Annotated in this window: 11 protein-coding genes; 9 read left to right on the forward strand and 2 right to left on the reverse strand. The window is 42.6% G+C overall.

Translation table 11 applies throughout. The features are described from left to right. Window positions 1-14: 14 nt before the first annotated feature. Window positions 15-1,010, reverse strand: coding sequence for an amidohydrolase family protein (locus tag BLT07_RS18415; protein WP_091873315.1), 996 nt, complete (start codon window positions 1,008-1,010; stop codon window positions 15-17). An 856-nt stretch (window positions 1,011-1,866) separates the two neighbouring features. Between BLT07_RS18415 and BLT07_RS18420 the strand changes: the two genes are divergently transcribed. The 8 genes from BLT07_RS18420 to BLT07_RS18455 all read left to right on the forward strand — a co-directional run bounded on the left by BLT07_RS18420 (window position 1,867) and on the right by BLT07_RS18455 (window position 17,898). After that, on the forward strand, window positions 1,867-4,959 hold the full coding sequence (locus BLT07_RS18420) for a SusC/RagA family TonB-linked outer membrane protein (RefSeq protein WP_091873319.1): 3,093 nt from the start codon (window positions 1,867-1,869) through the stop codon (window positions 4,957-4,959). Between the two features lie 28 nt (window positions 4,960-4,987). After that, complete coding sequence (locus BLT07_RS18425) at window positions 4,988-6,526, forward strand: RagB/SusD family nutrient uptake outer membrane protein (protein ID WP_091873324.1); 1,539 nt, start codon at window positions 4,988-4,990, stop codon at window positions 6,524-6,526. 330 nt (window positions 6,527-6,856) lie between these two features. Then, entirely contained in the window at window positions 6,857-7,960 is a 1,104-nt protein-coding gene (locus tag BLT07_RS18430; RefSeq protein WP_091873328.1) for an acyltransferase family protein, read from the forward strand. Between the two features lie 279 nt (window positions 7,961-8,239). Continuing rightward, entirely contained in the window at window positions 8,240-11,533 is a 3,294-nt protein-coding gene (locus BLT07_RS18435) for a VCBS repeat-containing protein (protein ID WP_091873332.1), read from the forward strand. A 108-nt stretch (window positions 11,534-11,641) separates the two neighbouring features. After that, window positions 11,642-13,258, forward strand: a complete 1,617-nt coding sequence (locus tag BLT07_RS18440) for a glycoside hydrolase family 31 protein (protein ID WP_091873335.1) — start codon at window positions 11,642-11,644, stop codon at window positions 13,256-13,258. Window positions 13,259-13,534: 276 nt separating this feature from the next. Beyond that, the gene (locus BLT07_RS18445) at window positions 13,535-15,073 is read left to right on the forward strand and encodes a hypothetical protein (RefSeq protein WP_217633346.1); all 1,539 of its coding nucleotides are present in this window, start codon (window positions 13,535-13,537) and stop codon (window positions 15,071-15,073) included. Window positions 15,074-15,113: 40 nt separating this feature from the next. Further along, window positions 15,114-16,016 (forward strand): DMT family transporter, encoded by a 903-nt coding sequence (locus BLT07_RS18450; protein ID WP_091873338.1) that lies wholly within the window; start codon window positions 15,114-15,116, stop codon window positions 16,014-16,016. Window positions 16,017-16,353: 337 nt separating this feature from the next. Next, on the forward strand, window positions 16,354-17,898 hold the full coding sequence (locus BLT07_RS18455) for a DUF4832 domain-containing protein (protein WP_175455365.1): 1,545 nt from the start codon (window positions 16,354-16,356) through the stop codon (window positions 17,896-17,898). A 73-nt stretch (window positions 17,899-17,971) separates the two neighbouring features. Here BLT07_RS18455 and agaR read toward each other — a convergent pair whose 3' ends face one another. After that, window positions 17,972-18,760: a transcriptional repressor AgaR gene (gene agaR, locus BLT07_RS18460; protein WP_091873347.1), complete on the reverse strand. Its 789-nt coding sequence runs from the start codon at window positions 18,758-18,760 to the stop codon at window positions 17,972-17,974. Between the two features lie 196 nt (window positions 18,761-18,956). Between agaR and BLT07_RS18465 the strand changes: the two genes are divergently transcribed. Further along, window positions 18,957-20,108 carry an SIS domain-containing protein gene (locus BLT07_RS18465; protein WP_091873350.1) on the forward strand — a complete coding sequence of 384 codons (1,152 nt, stop codon included), beginning with the start codon at window positions 18,957-18,959 and terminating at the stop codon, window positions 20,106-20,108. The last annotated feature ends 47 nt before the right edge of the window (window positions 20,109-20,155 follow it).

The following is a 20,155-nucleotide window of genomic DNA, read 5'->3' on the forward strand; positions in this document are numbered from 1 at the left end:
TCAAAAGTTAAATTTCAAATTTTATAAGTCCTTTTGGCATTCGCGTGAAATATTTTTTGCAATATGGTTGGAGGTAGGCCAAGCCCCTTAAATGTACCTTTTATTTCTGGGACAGTTATTGACTGTTCGTTTGCGAAAAAATCCCAATCCATTTTATATCGTTTATCCAAATAGGCCTCCAATTCATGATTTCTAGTTGCATCATCGGTAATCAGATCAGTACCATAAATAATGCGATTCTGATACTGCATAAAGAAATCATGTACCTTTTGCCAATTGGTGACAGCCTGGTGCTGGATATGAACAATTCTTTCCGCTAGGTCAACCATAGTTAATGGAAAGCTGTCAAGCCAAGCCGCGACTTCCTTAACATCATACTCAAGGCTTGCTAGGTGCAATCCCACAAACCGAAGTTTAGGATGTCTTTTCAGTACGTTGTTTCTCGCTTCCAACTGGGCCTTATAGTCAGGGATTTCAGGATGTAAATTCATATAATACTCAGGATGGGCCGAAAAGTATTTGCGGTCCGATTCAACCGTCATTTCATCTATTGGTAACCAACAATTCTTTGGCTCCCCATTATGGCCCAGAAGCACCACATCATTGTCTTCGAGATAGTTGAAAATGGGTTCAAAAGAGGGATGGTCTAGCATTACATATCGCGCATTTTCGTCCGTAAGGGACATCCCAATATTCTTCCATACCTTCACACCTACAGCTCCCATATCGAGGGATTTTTGAATGGTGTCAAGGCTTTTCTCTAGCCATTTTTTGGATTCCCAACCTTGACATGAAAAGGAAATTGCGAAGTTCAGATGATTTCCATAATTTTTTTTAAGACCTACTACCGTTTTTAACTGGTCTTCAATTGATGGAAATTCAGGAACGTCCGTAATAATAGATATAAACCGTATGTCGTTTTCAATACCGTATTCCAGTAGGTCGTTTCTGGTGGAGTTACAATGTACATGCGCGTCAATCTTCATACCTATTAAAACCAGTAGGCCCATTCAAGCCCCCATTTTTTAAATTAATAATGAAAGTAATTATAATTTTTAAAATTTCAAATTCTTTCTATTATTTGTTCTAATGTTTTTTTTACTTATTAATTAGGTGGTGTCTTCCCGTTGTAACTGGTGTTGACCTTTTTTTGGAAAGCCGTCTAAATACTAGCTCGCTATGATTGCTGAAGGTGTCGGAAACCTTGACGGCATACAAGGGTGACCACATAATCCTAAGTTATGTTAGGATCTCACATCCTTAAAATTATTTGGTCAAGGAGACAGCGACAGTGTTGATTTCCTTTGCCGACCAGATAAAGTCAGGAAACTATTGCTGCGGTTCAGTTTGCAAATAAAAATCGTAATAAGATATCTTTCAGTTTGTTCGAGTTAGTTTGTGGCTATTGAATTTTAAAAATCGCTAGATTTGAAGTCCCAACCTGATTCCCCTTTCAAAACATGGACTATGTATAGAGTGTTAAAGGAGTTACTTTTTGCTAATTTTTAAACTTTGTATCCTTCTTAAATTAAAACAAAAGGAAAAAAAGGAAAATTTAATGAAAAAGAAGGAAAAAGAAGGAAAAAGAATTAAAATAAAATAAATAAATGTTGTGTACTGCAAAGTTTTTAATAGATTTGATGCCTAATGATGATTAAATCGTATTTTCTAATTTGAATCCTTTGGTTTAAAAAGATTTAATTTGATATGGGTAGTTTTTCAACACTCAAAATCATTTGACAAATAGAATACTGACTAATCCACATTTCATTTAATGTACTTAAATACAGGCCTTAATGTTGTTTTTAAGTACTATTTTATTTTCGAGGCTGACTAGAATTGAAACTAACATTAACCAGATTTATTATGAAAAAACCATCCTTTAAAAGCTGTAAGCAAAATTTGTTTATAACGGCATTTCTCGCTCTTATGGTTTTAGGGACTTCGCACGTTTATGCACAAACATCTGTCACGGGTAAAGTTTCAGATACCTCAGGTGTACTCCCCGGGGTTAATGTAGTTGTACAGGGTACAACTATTGGGGCTGTGACCGATTTTGACGGTAATTATTCTATAAGCGTCCCTGAAGGGGAAAACGTTTTAGTGTTTTCCTATATTGGCTATAACAAACAAACCGTTTCAATAGATGGCAGGAGCACAGTCAATGTTACCATGGCCGAAGATGCGGAGGCTCTTTCCGAAGTGGTCGTCGTTGGCTACGGCACGCAGCGAAAGGCAGATTTGACCGGTTCAATAGCCTCAATAGGAGCTGCAGATATTGTCACCAAACCGATTACAAGTCCAGACCAAGCTTTGGCGGGTACGATGGCCGGTGTCAATATTACGAATAGAAGCGGTGACCCGGGATCTCCAATTAGTGTACGTATTCGTGGGATCGGAACTCCCGGGGTCAATGATCCCTTATGGATCATAGACGGGGTTCCCATTGTGCAAACTACCAACATCACTGTAAATACCTCTTCAACTACCGACTCCAATCCATTGGCTGGATTGAATTCAAATGATATTGAATCCATTGATGTTTTGAAAGATGCTGCATCAACGGCTATTTATGGGGCAAGAGCAGCTAATGGGGTTATTATTGTTACGACTAAAAGAGGAAACAGGGGTGATGCTAGGGTGACTTATGACGGGTATACCTCTTTTGCAAGTGCAAGAAATACCTTAGATGTTCTCAATGTTGATCAATACATTGATGTGCAAGGGCAGCTTGGTAATGATCTTTCTCAATTTAGAGGACAGCCATTTGTGGATTGGCAAAACCTTATCTTTAAAACGGGATTCGTTCAAAATCATAATGTTTCGGTAAGTGGCGGCAATGAAAAGGCAACTTACTACATCTCCGGTGGTTATTTAGATCAGGATGGTATCGAACGAGCACAGGGCTTTAGCAGATACTCATTGAAAGCCAATTCAGATATTAATGTTGGCGATAGGCTTAAATTTGGTCAATCCCTTTTAATAAGCCAAACAGATAGGCAGGTTCAAAGTGAACCAGGTATATTTGCTGGCTTTAATTCTGCCAGTAACGCACCGTATTACCAGCCCTATGGAGATGGTCCTCTAGGTTATAATTTTATAAATCAAGAGACTGTTGGGAATGGTGCTGCCACCAATTATTTATTCAATACCGATGATAGGTACACAACCACAACCATCCAGACCCGTAAAGTGTTGGGTAATTTTTACGGAGAACTGAACATAATTGACGGTTTAAAGGCCAGAACATCAATAGGTATAGACTATAATGCTGGTGCTGGTGAATATTTCACAAGCAACGATCCGGGATTGGCTGGGGGTAGTCCCGCATCACGTTTAATCCAGGGAAGGCCTACAGAGTTGACCCTAACTAGTGCGGCAACGCTTCAGTATGATAAAACTTTTGGTGACGGAGATCATAATATAGGTGCAGTCTTCGGCTTTGAGCAGACTAAATTTCGTTTTGATAAGCTACGAATTCAAGGTAATGATCTTTTTAATTTAAATTTTGCTTCTACAGGAAGAGCGGTTACTGGCACCAATGAGGCAGATTTATGGACATTGCAAGGTTGGTTAGGCCGTCTAACCTATAATTATAAGGGAAAATACCTCGCAACAGCGAACATACGTAGGGATGCGACTTCGAGATTTGCTCCTGGAAATAGAGATCAAGTGTTTCCTTCTGTTTCTTTAGGTTGGAGAATTACCGATGAAAATTTCTTCCCTGAAGATACCGCTTTCGATGACATAAAATTTAGAGCGGGCTGGGGGCAATCCGGAAATCAGTTTACGGGTCTTAATTTTGCATATCTTAATGCTATTGACAGCAACGTTCGTTATGCCTTAGGTAATGGAACGGTTATAGCTCCTACCCCGACAACATTTGCAAATTCTGAACTTAAATGGGAAACGAGTACCCAGTTTGACATTGGGGTCGACGCAAGTCTTTTTGATGGGAAATTGACGGGAACTTTTGATTATTACGATAAAACTACGGATGATGTGCTTTTAGGTTTCCCGTTGCCCTATGTTTCCGGGTTTTTCCTACCAGCCGATGCCAATATTGGGCAAATAAAAAACTCCGGTATCGAGCTTTCTTTCAATTATGCCAATGCAGTGGGTGACTTTAACTATAGCTTCGGTGGCAACCTTACTACGGTTAAAAATGAAGTAACCGACCTAGGTCCAATACCACAAATAATTAGCGGTATTGGCGGGGCGTCTACACATAGGACTATCGTGGGTGAAAGTCTGGGTCATTTCTACGGTTACAAGACCGATGGACTATATCAAAATGATGCTGAGGTGGCTGCCGCGGTACCTGATGTTAATGGAACACCTTCCCCAGGCGATATACGTTTTGTGGATGTGAATGGTGATGGGGTTGTAGATGCTAACGATAGGACAATTTTGGGAAGTCCATTTCCAGGATTTTTCTATGGCTTTAATTTTAATGCAGAATACAAAGGATGGGATTTTTCGATGCTCTTGAGAGGAGTAGGTGATAAGCAGGTCTATTATTCTGCAAGAGTTGGCTTGGAAGGCATGACCGGTCAAGGTAATTTCAGCACCCAAATTTTGGATAGATGGACTGGCGAAGGAACGGCAAATTCAAGTTCTAACCCTAGACTGGCCTTAAACGATCCTAACGGTAACAATCGTTTTTCTGATAGATGGGTGGAGGATTCAGGATATTTACGAATACAGAATATTTCTGTAGGGTATAGCTTATCTCCTGAAAAATTGAAAAGCTGGACAAATAACTTTGTCTCCAAGATGCGATTCTATGTTGCTGCCCAAAACTTGGCCACTTTTACTAAATATTCAGGATATGACCCAGAGGTAGGTCGCACCCAAAGCTTTCAAAAAGGAGATTTCACCTTGGCCACTGGTCAAGATGGTGGAGCTTCACCACTACCTAGGATTGTACAATTGGGATGGACAGTAAACTTTAATTAAAATAAGAAATTCAGATAATAAAATAATCATGAAAAAAATAAACCAATGTATAGTTGCCGTTTGCTTTTTGGGTACTTTATTCTCATGTAACGACCAATTAGATTTACAGCCTCTGGATAGGCTGACCACAGATAGCTTTTACAAAACTAGGGCTGATTTTGATGGTGCTGTCTTTGCTTCTTACTCGTCAATTCAAGATTTGTGGGGAACAAGTACAGAAACTTTAGGTGAAACTGGTGAGTTTTGGAAAATCTCAGTGGTAATCACCGATGATGTTGCAGCCGATGCTATTCAGTCAGATCAAATCTCTAGGGATATAGATGCATTACAGGTCAGGGCTGCGGATGTTCCCTATGCCGCAGCCTATACTCAAATTTATGAAGGTATTTATCGGGCTAATTTGGTGATTGATCGTTTAGACGGGGAAAATGAATTAACGGCAGAGGACAAAACAGTAATAGCGGCAGAGGCTAAATTCCTTCGTGCCTGGTTCCATTTTCAAGCACTCAAATTATATGGTACTCCTCCATTGGCTATGGGAATAATTCAAGGGATAAATGATCAAGCATTACCAAATGCTACGCAAGACGAACTATACACGGCAATATTAGCTGATTTTACTGAAGCTGCAGCTGGTTTGCCTGATGCTTGGGATAGTGCAAACTCTGGAAGGGCCACATCATGGGCTGCCAAATCCTTTATCGGAAAGGTTAATGTTTGGAAAGAAGATTGGCCTGCCGCTATCACTTCATTAGCCGATGTGGTAGATTCAGGACCCTATATGTTAATGCCGAACTATGAGGATAATTTTAATTTTACGACTGAAAATAATGCTGAATCCATTTTCGAAATCCAATTTGGTGGACCTTTTGCGGATGATAACATATGGGTTTTTGATGATACGCATTCGGAAGATTTTAAGGCCTCACAAGGAATCGCTAGAGGGAATTACTGGGATGCCGGTGGGAATGGTGTGCCTGGAGGAAAGAATGGTTGGTGGGCGCCTACACAGGATTTAGTAGATGCATTTGAACCGGGTGATACAAGGTTGAGTTCAATGGTATATCAACAAGGGGATACATACTATACTGTTGATGCAGGGGGTCAAATTGAGGTACCCTATGACAATACTTGGTCTTCAACAGGTTTCACCTCAAAGAAATATAGGGGACCTGAAAATACCGTAAGTGCGAATAGTTCATCGAACGGAGCGGCAGAATTTAATAATGAGCGTTGGTTCCGTTTTGCCGAACTTAAGTTGTTATATGCAGAAGCCCTTATTGAAGGTGGTGGAGATTTAGGAATTGCAGAACAACAAATTAACGATATTCGTAACAGGGCAGGGCTGGACAATTTAGCGGCCGGAACGGATTTGCTGACGGCTATGAGACAAGAAAAAAGAGTAGAACTGGCATTGGAGCCCCACAGATGGTTCGATATAACCAGATGGGGAATCGGCCCCCAAATATTCGGTGCGAATTGGAACGATAGACTAAACGTGTTTCCTTTTCCATTATCAGAAATAGAACGTTCTAACGGTTTGTTAACTCAAAATCCAGGATATTAATATCAAAAGCATTTGTGTTTAATGCGTTATTTGTTGAGTTAGTTTATTTTAGTTATACAATCCAATCTATCAAAAGTAGATTGGATTGTTCTTATATAGGAATACATTTATAGGATGTATGCCTCTGGTTTCATGCCCATTTATCAAGAATTTAAAGCTATTCCAATTAGTAATTGTTCCAATTACAAGCCTAGTTTTTTGAGCCGGTAAAGCGTGCAAGTTATGCTCTGGAAGAGACCAGAACCTATATTAAGAACGGCGGCTGGATAGAACGATTTATGTATTACGCGACGTTCGAGGAAAACCAAATACTTTTTAAATTATTATATCATGGCTGAAATGCAAGGAAAACCTAACGGTCGGCTTTTATCCCTCGATTTTTATAGGGGACTAACGATGTTTTTACTTATTGCCGAGTTTACCCATCTATTCACTTTTTTCGTATTGCCACAATTCGAAGGAACTTTTATTCATACCATTGGATCTCAGTTACACCACGTTCGCTGGGAAGGACTGCATTTCTGGGACTTGATCCAACCCTTTTTCATGTTCATAGTAGGAGTCGCCATGCCATTATCTTTTTCAAAAAGGATGGCGAGAGGGGATTCTTACAAAGATTTAACAATACATGCTGTAAAAAGGGCATTTTTAATGTTACTCTTGGGTTGGGGGTTATACTGTATTGATCCGGGCGAAATTGTTTTCAGGTTTCAAAATGTATTGGCACAACTGGGAGTTGCCTATATTCTTGCCTTTTTGGTGATCCGTAAATCCGTAGTAATTCAAATTGGATTTTCTGTAGTATTGCTTTTAATTACCGAAGGCCTATATCGATTCTTTCCTGTTGAAGGGTTTACACATGCCTTTGTCAATGGAGAAAATTTTCCAGCCTGGTTTAATATGCTTATTTCAGGAGAAGACAGTGGTGGCGGTTGGGCGATGTTTAATGCTATCCCAACCGCGGCACATACCATTTGGGGTGTTCTGGCAGGCCAATTGCTTATAGGCAATTATTCAGCCAAGAAAAAACTGCAAATCTTATTTGCAGCAGGGAGTATTGCATTGCTTATCGGGTATGGTCTGAGCCCATTAACGCCCATTATAAAAAAGATAGCAACGAGTACATTTGTATTTGCCAGTGGTGGATGGGCGTTGATAGCTCTTGCGCTATGCTACTGGGTAATAGATATCAAAAAATACCAAAAAGGCGTGTTGTTTTTTGCCGTAGTAGGCATGAACCCGCTATTTATTTATCTGTTTGCCCATGTCGGGGGAGCGGATCTTATTAAGAAGGTATTTCTTCCGTTTTCAAATGCCCTGTTTGGTTGGACAGGCGAATTGGGCTCGCAAATTATTTTAAGCTGTATTGTACTTTTTATGCTTTGGTATATTTGTTACTGGATGTACAAAAAGAAACTATTTATTAGAATTTAAATGGGTATGGTACGATAAAGGAATACCGTCTGCACGTTTGTAATTTAAAATTTTGCGATACAAATGTATTTTTTCAAAAAAATTGACGCTTCGAAAAAAAAACATCAATTCATGAAATGGCTTCTCCTCGGGGCACCGCTGATACAGGCTACAGCGAATTTGCCCACGGTGGTTCCTACTTGAGCCAATCCTCCAGAAATCTGATGCTGAACCCTAAAAGCGTGAACTTTGTAGAGCTATTCTCTTACACAGGACAACGGAAACGAATATCTTTAGAGGATGCGAAATAGCGCCTACATCACATTTTTAATTTCGGGGCTGCTACTTTGCGCATGCGCTCATGACGATACCTTGTTCGTTTCCGTACCATCGTCACATACCCATATCGACTTTTCGAACGATATCGAAGAAGATAGCCTGAACAACATTTACACTTTTATGAACATCTATACCGGTGCTGGTGTGGGTGTTGGCGATATCGATAATGATGGCCTTACGGATGTTTTTATGGCCGGCAATAAAGTGTCGAACGCATTATATCGCAATCGGGGGAATCTTGCTTTCGAGGATATTACCGAAAAATCGGGACTCACCTCCAAGAGCTGGGCCACTGGCGTTGCCATGATTGATATCAATCAGGATGGATGGCTCGACATCTACGTCTGTGTATCAGGGGATGCGGCGGTGCCGCAAAGGGCGAACCTCCTGTATATCAATCAAAAGGATGGTACATTTTCGGAGGAAGCCCAAAAATACGGACTCGCCGATACCTCGCAATCTACACAAGCCGCCTTTTTCGATTATGATAAAGACGGTGACCTCGATATGTTCCTCATCATCAACCCCGTAGATTATACATTGTCATCCGTCAACAAAATACGGTCCAAAAAAGTAAATGGCGAATCTAACAGCACCGACAAATTGTACCGCAACAACGGAGACGATACGTTCAGCGATGTATCCAAAGAAGCGGGAATACTCGTTGAAGGCTATAGTCTAGGCTTGGGTATTGCCGATATCAATAACGATAGTTGGCCGGATGTCTATATTTCCAACGATTTTTTGACCAATGACGTGCTGTATCTGAATCAGGGCGACAGTACGTTCAAAGATGCCTCGAAAACACTGTTCAAGCATACCAGTTTTGCAGGTATGGGCAACGACATCGCCGATTTCAACAACGATGGCCTGATGGACATTCTGGTACTCGACATGTTGCCGGAAGATAACCAACGACGAAAGACCATAGTACCCTCCAGTAGTTTCGACAAACTGCAAATGCTGACCGAGCGGGGCTACACGCCACAATATACCCGTAATACATTGCAATTGAACAATGGCAACGGCTCCTTCAGCGAAATCGGCCAGTTTTCCGGAATCGATAAAACAGATTGGAGCTGGAGCGTACTTTTGGCCGACTACGACAACGATGGCAACAAAGATGCGTTTATAACCAATGGTTTTAGAAGGGAACTGGGCGATCTCGATTACATCAATTACCAACAGCAAGACCTTTCGAACCCCTTCGGTTCGGAAACGGACCGAAAGCAAAAAAAACTGGACGCCATCAAAGACTTGCCCAGTGCCGCGGTAAAAAACTACTTTTTCAAAAATAGGGGCGACCTCAAATTCGAGAACGTTTCAGAAGCATGGGGCATCCGGGAAAAAAGCATGTCAAACGGTTCGGCGTTTGTGGATTTGGACAATGACGGCGACCTAGATCTTGTCGTCAATAATGTCAACCAAAAGGCAGATATTCTAGAAAATAAAAGTGAAAGGAAACAAGAGAACAATTTTTTGGGCATCCGTTTAGAAGGAAAACAGGGCAACCTTGAGGGTATAGGAACAAGTCTCACCTTAAAAACAAAAGGGAATACCCAATATTACCAACACTATCTGTCCCGTGGCTATGAATCGAGCATCGATCCGAAGATACACTTCGGGCTAGGTGACGAAAAAAAGGTCGATAGCCTGATCGTGACCTGGCCCGACGGCAAAAAGCAGGTCGTAACGAATGTAGATGCCGGACAATTGCTAAGCATGCGCTATATCGATGCCAAAGCGGGTAAAGAGACATCCACTACAACCAAAAAAACCTGGTTCACGGAAATATCGCAAGAGGTAGGCACGGACTATCGCCATATAGAGAATAAATTCAACGATTTTAACGTACAGCCGTTGGTGCCCCACATGCAATCGAAAAACGGTCCGAAAATGAGTAAGGGCGATATCAACGGAGACGGTCTCGACGATTTTTACATCGGGGGTAGTGCCGGATTCAGCGGCTATTTCTTCTTTCAGAAACCGGATGGCTCATTTACCAAAAAGCCCCTTGACCAAGATATCGCTTCCGAAGATATGGGCTCGCTGTTGTTCGATGCTGAAAATGACGGCGACCTAGATCTGTATGTGGTCAGTGGCGGCAGCGAGTTTCAAAAAGAGGACAAGGCCTATCAAGATCGACTGTACCTCGGCGATGGCAATGGCGGTTTTGTGAAGGATAGCGTAGCACTTCCCGAAATCGAAACTTCAGGTTCGGTGGTTGCTGCATCCGATTTTGACGGTGATGGCGATTTAGACCTTTTTGTGGGGGGAAGGGTGGTTCCGGGAGAGTATCCCCTACCCCCTAAAAGTGTTCTACTACGCAACGATTCCGGAAAATTTACCGATGTTACGACGAAATGGTGTCCCCAATTATCCAATCTGGGAATGGTCACTTCGGCGCTTTGGTCCGATGTTGACGGCAATGGCCGACCTGACCTTATTCTGGCCGGAGAATTTATGCCTATTACCATCCTAAAAAATACGGGGACCGAATTTGTCGACACTACCCAAGAAGCCGGACTTTCAAAAACCTCGGGGTGGTGGAACAGTCTGGTATCCGCAGATTTTGACAATGACGGCGACCTTGATCTAATCGCCGGAAATCTCGGCACGAATAGCCGATTTAAAGCCACCGTCGAAGAACCGCTTTGTATCTACGCCAACGACTATGACAAAAATGGTAGTATCGACCCAATTATGTGCTACTACATCGATGGAAAAAATTATATCGCCCACACCCGCGACGAAATCATCAAACAGATCGCCCCTATGCGGGCCCGTTTTCAGACTTATGGAGACTACGCCAAGGTTACGTTTTCCGAGGCCTTTTTACCTGAAGAACTTTCAGCCGCCCATGTGGTGCATGCCGAAAATTTCGAGAGCAGCTACTTTGAAAATTTAGGAGATGGTACTTTTGCCGTACACGCCCTACCGAACCTGGCGCAACTCGCACCCGTAAACGGTATCGGGGCTATTGATGTCAACAAAGATGGTAATGTCGATGTACTGTTAGTAGGCAACAATTATTCCGGCGAGGCGACCATCGGCAATCATGATGCCGGTATCGGGCTGTGTATGTTGGGCGACGGAAAAGGAGGATTCGCCCCGGTAAGCTTGGATAAAAGTGGATTTTTTATCGATGGCGATGCCAAAGACATCAAGACTATGTTAAGAAGTGACGGTCAGACCACGGTATTAGTGGGTATAAATTCGGTGCCGATCAAGGCGTTTTTGTTACAAAAACCATGATTCTTGAATCACGGCTACATGTGGTATTACTGGCTCGTTTTATGGATAGCGCCTCTTTATATCTCTTTTTAATACAATAAATTTACTATAAGTTTCAAACCGATGAAAATGAAAAAAATACGCATACTCCCGCTTATTGTAATGACGGCCTTTTGGGCACATGCCCAAAATAAGGATTCGGTCGAAATCGATATTATTCCCGGCGAATATTGGTGGGGCGGTCTTAGCACCGTAGGCCATGAAACGCCCTATGATTCGGAAACCGTCACTAGCCATGATCTTTGGGGCGATAATCTGGGAAACCAGGCGCAGCCTTTATTGCTGTCAAGTAAGGGAAGATACGTTTGGAGCGAATCACCGATCAAATACAGCTTTAATAAAGGCAAAATCACGGTTACAGACCGTGAAGGCGGCATACAATCAGGTACTGCCGGTAAAACTATTCGGGATTCCTATGACTACGCAGTCAAGAATTTTTTCCCTCCAAACGGTAAAATTCCCGAAGAACTGCTGTTTACAAAACCGCAGTACAATACGTGGATAGAGCTGACCTACAATCAGAACGAAGAAGACATTTTAAAATATGCACAGGCCATTATCGACAAGGGATATCCACCGGGGGTTCTGATGATCGACGATAACTGGCAAGATAGCTATGGTACTTGGGAGTTTTCTGCCAAACGCTTTAAAGACCCCAAGGGCATGATGAAAAAATTGCATGCTATGGGCTTCAAAGTGATGCTATGGGTATGCCCTTTCGTAAGCGCCGACACCGAAAACTTCAGGCAATTGGCCAAAGACGGGATGCTGTTGTTAGACGGTGATAAAACACAGGAAGTACTCTGGGCCAATACCCAGAACAAGGCAGCCATCATACGTTGGTGGAACGGGGCTAGCGCCTGCCTCGACCTCAGCAATCCGAAAACTAGGGAATGGTTCGAAGGTCGACTGAAATTTTTGATGGACGAGTATGGCGTAGATGGATTTAAATTCGATGCCGGCGATGCCGATTTTTATACCGGTGATATCGTTTCTTACGTGCCCGACCTGGCGCCGAACGACCATACGACCTATTTTGCAAAACTCGGATTACAATTTCCTCTGAACGAATACCGCGCCTCTTGGAAAATGGCGGGACTTCCGCTAGCCCAGCGATTGCGTGATAAAAGCCATAACTGGGGAGACCTTCAAAAGTTGATTCCCGATCTGATGTCACAGAGTATGATGGGTTATGCCTACACCTGTCCGGATATGATCGGGGGCGGGGAATATGGTTCGTTTATGGACCTGGCATCCATTGATGAGGAACTGGTCGTTCGTTCCGCGCAGGTACATGCCCTGATGCCCATGATGCAATTTTCTGTCGCCCCTTGGCGGGTGCTATCCGAGGAAAACAACCAAATATGCCTTGAAGCGGCCAAGTTGCACGAAAAAATGGGGAATATGTTCCTTAATCTCGCTAACACTGCCTCAAAAACGGGAGAACCTATCGTTAAACCATTAGCCCTGGCCTACCCAGAGAGCGGATATGAGATGATTAAAGATCAATTTATGGTCGGGGACAGTATTCTCGTAGCGCCCGTGGTGGAAAAAGGGTCACGGAAACGTAGTGTGGTTTTGCCTAAGGGAAGGTGGAAAGCCGACGATGGCACCTTGTACAAGGGCAATCGAACGGTCGAAATCGAAGTGCCTCTGAATCGGTTGCCCTATTTTACGAAAAGCTAGTTCAACCTAGGGATTGAAAAATTCTAGAACAAAACCAGGTATGTATTTCATTGACTAAAAAATGGCCCGTGCGCGTGTTTACGTGTTCGTGTTATTGGGCCGCGCGTGAGTTATATCATTTTCTGGGAAGATAGCACCGATATTCGTTCCCGCAATACATTGAACTTATCCTAAAAGGTTGGCAGTAAAAACTTTCGAATCATTTTTATCCAAATAAAAATGAAAGGTTACGAAAGATTTTATATATTTGATATTCATATATAATGTCGAATATCATTGAAACGTAGATCTTTTATTGGAAGAAGTGCCTTGGCCGGCCTTTGTACAGGGGTCTCCTTTTCATTTCTGGATAGTAAGATACCACCCCATAATTGGGAAGGGTATAATTTTGGCCCTCCACCTACCATCACCGACCGTTTGAACCAAGGTCCGTTTCACAACTATGGTCCCGATGCGAACGCACCCGGTGCGAATGTGGTCATGACCACCACCGCGGCGTCCGGCAAAGTACCCAATTTCGGAATGGGCATGGTCACCTATATCTGTGATGAGGTTGGGCCGCCCAAGGTTAAGGGTGAAGACTTAAGAACATCCATCGAAAAATTGGCCCGTTTACCTTTAGGCGATGTGCTGTACCTTCGCGTTGATTGGAAAGATATCCAAAAAGAACCTGGGAAACTCGATTTTCCCGAACATTGGAATATCACCTTCGAGATGGCCAAAAAATATGGTAAAAGGGTGGCATTTAGAGTGCAGTTGATGAGTCCGGTAATCGAGGGCCATTCCGTACCGGATTTCTTAGCGGATAAAATTCCTTTCGTGAAATTGGGGGTTACCGATGAAATCGGCATTCCCGGAAAAGTACATTACGCTCCGAGATATGACCATCCAGAATTCATGAGGGCCTTTAAAGAGCTTGACGACCTGCTATCGGAAAAATACAACGGCCATGAACTTGTGGAATATGTAGATACCTACATGTACGGCTTTTGGGGCGAAGGCCACACTTGGCCCTTTGAAGGCAATCCGTTTCCGGATTATCGCACTGCCGAAGAAACCTCTATCGCACTTTTCGAGCATCAAGCCAAGAATTGGATAAAAACTCCCTTGACTACAAACACACAACCCGATTACAGCGAAGTGGGCAATTCGGAAGTTTTGGATAGAACCGTACGCTCGCATAATTGGTTGCGCACAGACACTATTTTTATCGAAACCTCGCAAATAGATGCCCTGAGTAATCGCCCGTCTTGGATAGGCGCGACAATAGAACAGGGCTTGGCGACAGGCGATAAAAATAAAGAAACGAATTTCGAGGGAATTGCAAAGAACGAAAATATCATTGCCCATGTAAAGGACGTTTCCCCAACCTATTTTTCGTTGTGGAACTGGCACGTTATTTCTGCGGAAAATTTCCTGAGCTATTACGATAAATACCCTGGGCCATTAAACCATTTGGCCGCTTCGATAGGCTATCGGGTCAGGCCCTCATGGATCTGGTATTTTGAAAAGGACGGATATCCCGGACTGATTCTTGGATTGGTCAACGACGGACTTTCCGGGGTGCCCGGTGCGCTTCGCATATCCCTTACCGATACGGAAAAAACCTTGCACATCGAAGGAAGTCTCGATCCCGGATATCCGTTACCCGGCAAGGTAAGACAGGTACTTTTTCAATTGCCTAAAAACAAAGCTTGGGAGGGATTGCGTCTCTACGCACATATCGAAGTGAAACAAGTAAGACATCCTGTAAAATGGGCGTGTCACCAATCGCTGGAAAACGATGGCGCCCTCCTTTTAAGAAAAAATCTATAAACCTCGAATTACGGTCAAATGACCAAAAATAATACCTCTTATGAAATTGAAACCTTGGCTCCTTTATGCATTAGTAACCACCATTTTTTGGGGCGTTTGGGGCGCGTTTACAGGAGTACCTGCAGAAAATGGCTTCCCCGATACCTTGATCTATTGCGTTTGGGCGGTAACCATGATTCCCCCTGCCCTATTCGTTATGGGCCGTACCGGTTGGAAACTACAGCGCGATAAGAAATCCATTTTCTATGGATGTTTGATTGGTCTATTAGGTGCGGGAGGCCAAATGGTACTTTTTAAGGCGGTCACTGTGGGGCCGACCTATCTCATATTTCCTATTATCTCCCTCTCCCCGATTATAACCGTGGTGCTTTCTTACTTGTTCTTAAAAGAGCGCACAGGCAAGTTGGGCACCCTCGGTATCGTGTTTGCCATAATCGCACTGCCCTTATTCGATTATTCAAAAGGTTCCACCGAGGAGGATTATGGTATTTTATGGTTTGTTTTAGCCATTTTAGTGTTGGCCGCTTGGGGCATACAGGCCTATTTTATGAAACTGGCCAACGAGACCATGAAGGCGGAAAGTATTTTTTTCTATATGATGCTGACCGGACTTCTAATAATTCCCGTTGCCCTCTTAATGACGGATTTTTCTCAAGAAATCAATTGGGGGGCCAATGGCCCTTGGCTTGCGGCGGGCATCCAAATTTTAAACGCGGTCGGGGCACTATGTCTGGTCTTTGCATTCCGATACGGAAAGGCTATGGTAGTATCTCCTTTGACCAACGCCGGGGCACCCCTGATTACGGCCATAATTTCGATGCTGGTACTCGGATTTTTACCGAATCCCGTAAAAATAGCGGGTATCGTATTAGCGATAATAGCCGCTTTTTTACTGGCTATCGATCCGGAAGAAACTGCGGACACGCCAGAGGAGAAAGTTTGACATAATTTAAACTGAACTACCATCGGCTAAATACAGATGGCTTTTGATTCCGATTCAAGCTCGGTTAAAGTCCAACCGTTCGGCCCAACGCTATACTCAGATTGCTTTAGGCTTTTTTTGCCTTCGTCATATAGCGAACAGCGAATCGAATTGAATTGAAGTCTTCGCCTAAAGGCGAGGGCATTTCACCCAGAATGATGCATTAAGTTTCTATCGTATTGGGTGTATACTCGTTTAAAACTTAAAATGAATTAGGACGTTAAGACTTAGAAAACAGCATAAAATAGTATCAGAATCATTGTCTTGTTTGATAGCCATGTTATGTAAACCAAAAAATATGAAAACAATGAATATTCTATTTCTCGTGATAATCTCAATAGTTTGGAGCTGCAATAGCGATAGCGGTTCCGAAGAGCCGAAAAAAGAGGGTGAAGTCCAAGTCTCGGATAACGTCGTTGTAGACTATACAGAAGACGACACTGATTTTCCGAATCCCGATCGCGGTTTTTATCGCTATTCGGAAACCAGGGCAAGCAGCTATGAACCTCTTAGTGAAGATGCACTAAAGGCCTATCGAAATCCGTCCACGACCGAAGGGGCGACTTACAGCACGGTAAGCACATTGATATTCCGCTATTTTATTTTAGATGGTTTTAACGATAAACCCCTTTCGCAAGAATACCTTACTAACGTCGCTTCCGATTTCGAAATCGCCCGAAAGGCAGGGGTGAAATTGATTCCCCGTTTTACGTATACCGTTACCTCCACGGCCGGCAGTTGCCCCGAAGATTTTATATGCCCTCCATACGGTGATGCCCCAAAAGATATAGTTTTACAGCATATTGCACAATTGGGTCCGATACTTAGCGAAAATGCGGATGTAATCAATTCCATTCAAATGGGCTTCATTGGCACATGGGGTGAAAACTATTATACGGATTATTTTGGGGATTCTTCAGGTAACGCCGACCAAGGCAAATTGTTGGACGAGAACTGGCAAGACCGTATCGATGTATTGAAAGCCTTGTTGGATGCCACTCCCAAAGAAATTATGATACAGGTGCGCTATCCGCAGATGAAGCAGCGCTATATTTATGGAATAGATGCCAAAACAGATGTTACCGCCACTTCGGAAGAAGAAGCCTTTACCGGAACGGACAAGGCGCGGATCGCCTACCATAATGATTGTCTTTTCGCAAGTCCAGATGATTTCGGAACCTACGAAGATTATGGCAATTCGTCATCCCAAAGGGAAACATCCATTGAAAATCTAAAAGCCTATTTTGAACAGGATAGCAAATATGTCATTGTCGGGGGAGAGACCTGTAGTGATGGATACAGTCCTGAAAATGACTGTTCACCGGCAGGCGTGGCCGACATTGAATTACGCCAATTACACTATACTTTCTTGAACGCCGATTACAATAATGAGGTCAATAACGATTGGGTAGACGGGGGATGTATGGAAAACATCAAAAAGAATTTAGGCTACCGCTTTGTTCTGAAAAAAGGTACCTATCCTTCCAAAATTACTAAAGGTGGCTCATTAGAAATAGCGCTCGATATAGAAAACAAGGGCTACGCATCCTCTATGAAGAAAAGGAACGTACAATTAATTTTGAGAAATCAAGTTGACGGAACAATCACTGCCCTGCCTATAGCTACAAACGTTCAAAAATGGTTTTCCGACGTTAGCCTCTCCGAATCTTTGTCCCTTCCCAAATCTTTGATGGCCGGAGAATATGACCTACTCCTTCACATAGCCGATAGCCAAAATGACCTTGCGGATAGACCCGAGTATAGCGTACGTTTGGCGAATGTCAATACTTGGGAGGAAACCACCGGATACAACAACCTCGACCATAAGATAACCATTGAATAGACCCCTGCGGTCAAAGTGAAATGTAGGAACTATTGCAGCGCTTTTGGCATCAATCAGTTTTTTTTAAACGGTCCTAGGCAATAATCACTTTCACCCCTGAATCTTGAAGTTGTTTATGGTCTTCGGCACTAATTTTATCATCGGTCACCACGGTATCTATTTGGCCTATCGGACAGATAAAGGCAAGGCTTCTTCGATTGAACTTACTTGAATCGGCTACCAAAATAACTTCTTTGGCGATGTTAATCATAATTTGGTTAAGCGAGGCTTCTTCAATATTGGGGGTATAAATGCCAACGCGGGTATCAAAAGCATCGACCCCGATAAAAGCCTTATCCACATAAAAGTTCTTAAGATTTTTTTCCGCAAGGGGGCCGACCAATGAGTGGGAGTTTTTTCGTAGCGAGCCGCCCGGCACAATCACATTAATGTTCTGATTCGCTATCAATTGACCCACAATATTGAAGGCGTTGGTGATGACGCTCAACGATTTGATATCACCGAGATTCTTGGCGATTTCCATAGTGGTAGTTCCTGAATCTAGTATTACGGTTTCCGATTCTTTGATCAAAGCCGCCGCTTTTTTACCGATTTTTTGTTTTTCGACGTAGTTTATTTTGTCCTTTTCGGAAATTCCGTAATCAATTCCAACGTTGTTCTCATATTTCATGGCACCGCCCCTGGCCCTAATCAACAAATTTTTAGATTCGAACAAATCCAGGTCGTTTCGTATGGTCACCTCACTGACGCTAAACTGCTCACTGAGCTCATGCACGAACACTTGCCCGTTTTCGGACAGCATACTTAAGATGGTTTTACGTCTTTCGACGGTTGAACGTTTTGATTTCTTTTTTTTGGCCATGCCGTTATTTAGGTATTAGAAGACCAAAGATATTCGTATTCCATGGTTCTGCAATTAGTACCCCTAAAATAGGAAAAAGGAGATTAAATAATGTATTGGAAATAAAATACAAGGCTTTGAAACTTAAAATAAGTTCGTTATTTTTGTTACATAATATTATGGAAGTTTATCGCAATAAAATAGCTATCTTAAACATATGAAATATTTAGGCATCGATGAGACCGTACTCAAAAAAAGGAACGGTATTTTTACAGCCAGGGAAATAGCAGGTCAACCTGTTTTGTGGTCTACGATTAGGGATAAAGTTTCCGAAGAAAAAGTACAAATTGCTTCATTTCTTGATGAGGTACTTCCCAAAGTCGATACTATCATACTCACGGGAGCGGGCACTAGTGCATTTATAGGTCTTTCACTTTCCGGTGAGATACAGCGCAAGACAGGGGTAACCACGCTCTCGGTGGCCACTACACATTTGGTTTCACATCCCGAGGATTATTTTAGGAAAACTTCATCCATCTTACTTATCTCGTTTGCCAGATCCGGTAATAGTCCTGAAAGTGTTGCCACTTTGCGTCTTGCGGACCGGTATTGCCATACATGCTATAATTTGGTGATAACCTGCAACGAAACTGGTAAGCTTGCTGAATACAAAGTCAAGAACGAGCGCTATTCTTTCATCTTACCCGCAGAAGCAAATGATCAAAGTCTGGCTATGACAGGAAGCTACACGGGAATGATGCTAACTGCCCTTTTGATAAATACTATTAATCAACCGGAAGCCGTCAACCCTCTGGTAGATCACGCCATTACCTGTGCCAACACTATTTTTAAAAAATATAGCAACGAATTAAAAAGAATTACCGACCTACCTTTTAAAAGGGCGATTTTTCTCGGATCCGGCCCCCAATTTGGTACTGCAATGGAATCTCATCTAAAGCTTCAAGAATTAACGGATGGGCAGGTCATCTGCAAATATGATTCTTACCTAGGTTTCCGGCATGGACCGAAAGCGGTTGTAGACGAGGAAACTTTGATGGTTTATTATTTTTCCAATAATCAAGATGTGCTGCGATATGAAAAAGATCTGGTCAAAGGAATGGACCAAGGTAAGAAGCCTTTGTTTCAAATAGGCATTTCCGAGGTAGAACTGAAAGATATTTCTTTCGATGCCCATTTTCAGCTTCCAAAAATCAATTCGGCAGGTAATGAAGCTTTTTTAGCGGTCTCCAATATACTGTTCGGGCAATTACTGGCATTTTACAAATCGATGCAACTAGGTCTCTCGCCAGATTCGCCTTCATCTAGTAAAGCGATTTCTAGGGTTGTTGAAGGTGTTACTATTTATTGATAGAGTTCGTTCTTATCAGAATCCTATTAAGGTGGAATGTGCAAAAA

Origin of the sequence: Pricia antarctica (genome assembly GCF_900101815.1) — a bacterium.
Lineage (GTDB): Bacteria > Bacteroidota > Bacteroidia > Flavobacteriales > Flavobacteriaceae > Pricia > Pricia antarctica.

Coding starts and splice junctions, on each gene's coding strand:
- BLT07_RS18415 (WP_091873315.1), bottom strand. CDS start 1,010: ATGGGCCTACTGGTTTTAATAGGTATGAAGATTGACGCGCATGTACAT.
- BLT07_RS18425 (WP_091873324.1), top strand. CDS start 4,988: ATGAAAAAAATAAACCAATGTATAGTTGCCGTTTGCTTTTTGGGTACT.
- BLT07_RS18455 (WP_175455365.1), top strand. CDS start 16,354: ATGAAAACAATGAATATTCTATTTCTCGTGATAATCTCAATAGTTTGG.
- BLT07_RS18440 (WP_091873335.1), top strand. CDS start 11,642: ATGAAAAAAATACGCATACTCCCGCTTATTGTAATGACGGCCTTTTGG.
- BLT07_RS18450 (WP_091873338.1), top strand. CDS start 15,114: ATGAAATTGAAACCTTGGCTCCTTTATGCATTAGTAACCACCATTTTT.
- agaR (WP_091873347.1), bottom strand. CDS start 18,760: ATGGCCAAAAAAAAGAAATCAAAACGTTCAACCGTCGAAAGACGTAAA.
- BLT07_RS18435 (WP_091873332.1), top strand. CDS start 8,240: ATGCGAAATAGCGCCTACATCACATTTTTAATTTCGGGGCTGCTACTT.
- BLT07_RS18465 (WP_091873350.1), top strand. CDS start 18,957: ATGAAATATTTAGGCATCGATGAGACCGTACTCAAAAAAAGGAACGGT.
- BLT07_RS18430 (WP_091873328.1), top strand. CDS start 6,857: ATGGCTGAAATGCAAGGAAAACCTAACGGTCGGCTTTTATCCCTCGAT.
- BLT07_RS18420 (WP_091873319.1), top strand. CDS start 1,867: ATGAAAAAACCATCCTTTAAAAGCTGTAAGCAAAATTTGTTTATAACG.